This window comes from Phyllobacterium sp. P5_D12 (assembly GCF_054049495.1).
This window is the reverse complement of sequence record NZ_JBFUMG010000793.1, coordinates 1-1,580: the sequence shown is the minus strand read 5'-3', so window position 1 is coordinate 1,580 and position 1,580 is coordinate 1. Positions and strand designations below refer to the sequence as shown.

Below are 1,580 nucleotides of genomic sequence, written 5' to 3'. Positions count from 1 at the left end.
CCGTAATTCGGTAGGTGCTCCGAGACCTTTCGAGAAACTCAACCGGAGGGTCGTTCGGAGCAGATAACAGCGGATCCAGCACCCATAGTGCTCGTCACAGCAGCAGAAAGTCCACAATCAAAAAAAGGGAACAGCATGTCAGTCAATCGTTTTGGTGAAGACGCAGCCATCAGCGCACTTGAGCAATTCAAGTCGGGCAAGATCAATCGTCGCAATTTCATGGCCGCCATGGCCGGCGTCGGCCTTGCCGTCGCCTTCCGCCCAAACCACGCTTCGGCCGCAGTGACCGAGGTCGTGGTTTGCAACTGGGGCGGCGCTGCCCTTGAAGCGTTCCAGAAGTCGTTTGGACCAGGCTTCAAGGCCGCAACCGGCATGGAGTTGGTAGTCGACGGCACCGGTCCTTCGACCGGCGCAGTCCGCGCCATGGTCGAGTCCAAGAATGTGACCTGGGATGCGACCGATGGCGGCATGACGGACGCCGTAACGCTCGGCAAGGGTGGCTTCGTCGAGCCGATCGACTATTCGATTGTCGACAAATCTCTGGTCGGCCCCGGCATGGCCGCAGAATTTGGTATTGCCAACTACACGTTCTCCAACGTTCTTGCTTACGATGCAAAGAAAACCAAGGGTGTTGCGCCAACCGGCTGGGCGGACTTCTTCAATCTCGAAAAATTTCCTGGCAAGCGCACCATGTGCAAGTGGATTCAGGGCCAGCTGGAGTCGGTCCTGCTTGCGGATGGCGTGAAGCCTGAAGAGATGTATCCGCTTGACGTCGATCGCGCCTTCAAGAAACTCGAGCCGTTGCTGCCGCACCTCATTTTCTGGGATTCCGGCGCCCAGAGCCAGCAACTCTTCCGCGATGGCGAAGTCGTCATGGGCAATATCTGGCACACACGCGCCAATTTGCTGCGAAAGGAAAACAAGGATTTCACCTGGACCTGGGAACAGAACCTGGTGTTTTCGAGCGCCTGGTCGGTTCCAAAGGGCAACCCGGCCGGCAAGAAGGTCTACGACTTCATCAACTCTTCGCTGCAGCCTGATGGCCAGGTGACATTGCTGCGGCTGATGGGTAACGGCCCATCGAACCCTAAGGCGCTGGCGCTGATGACTAAAGAAGACAAGGCGGTCTACAACCTTGCGCCAGAGAATTCAAAGAGCAATCTGATCATCAGCGCCGACTACTACGCCGATAACGAGGCGGCTCTGCAGAACAAGTTCCTCGACTTCATTTCTCGCTAACAGTCTGGAGCCTGCCATCGGCAATGCCGGTGGCAGGATAGCAATCATGACGAACTTTCAGCGTTGGGCGCTCATCCTGACGGTGCCGGCGGGACTGTTGACGATCTGTCTCTACGTCCTGCCGATCCTTCAGGTGCTTGCGCTTAGTTTCACCGAGCCGACATTTGGCTTTGGTAACTATATCAGCCTGTTCCAGAACGCCGCCATCGGGCGGGTCGTTCGCACGACCATCGTCGTTTCGATCGTCACCACCGTTCTGACTATTTTCATGAGTTATGTCGCTGCATTTGCGCTGGTGCAGATGCGCCCAGCCGTTCGCCGCGTCGCGCTGTTTATGGTCA

Annotated in this window: 1 protein-coding gene and 1 pseudogene; both read left to right on the top strand. The window is 56.8% G+C overall.

All coding sequences use genetic code 11. From position 1 onward, the window contains the following. The first annotated feature begins 135 nt into the window (after positions 1-135). A complete protein-coding gene (locus tag ACXJ5O_RS26480) occupies positions 136-1,239 on the top strand; it encodes an ABC transporter substrate-binding protein (RefSeq protein WP_457302505.1) in 1,104 nt (367 codons plus the stop codon). A gap of 46 nt (positions 1,240-1,285) precedes the next feature. Next, positions 1,286-1,580: pseudogene (locus ACXJ5O_RS26475) on the top strand (ABC transporter permease); the annotation flags it as partial.

What these genes read in the sequence shown, in the direction of transcription:
- ACXJ5O_RS26480 (WP_457302505.1), top strand. Translation starts at nt 136, where the DNA reads ATGTCAGTCAATCGTTTTGGTGAAGACGCAGCCATCAGCGCACTTGAG.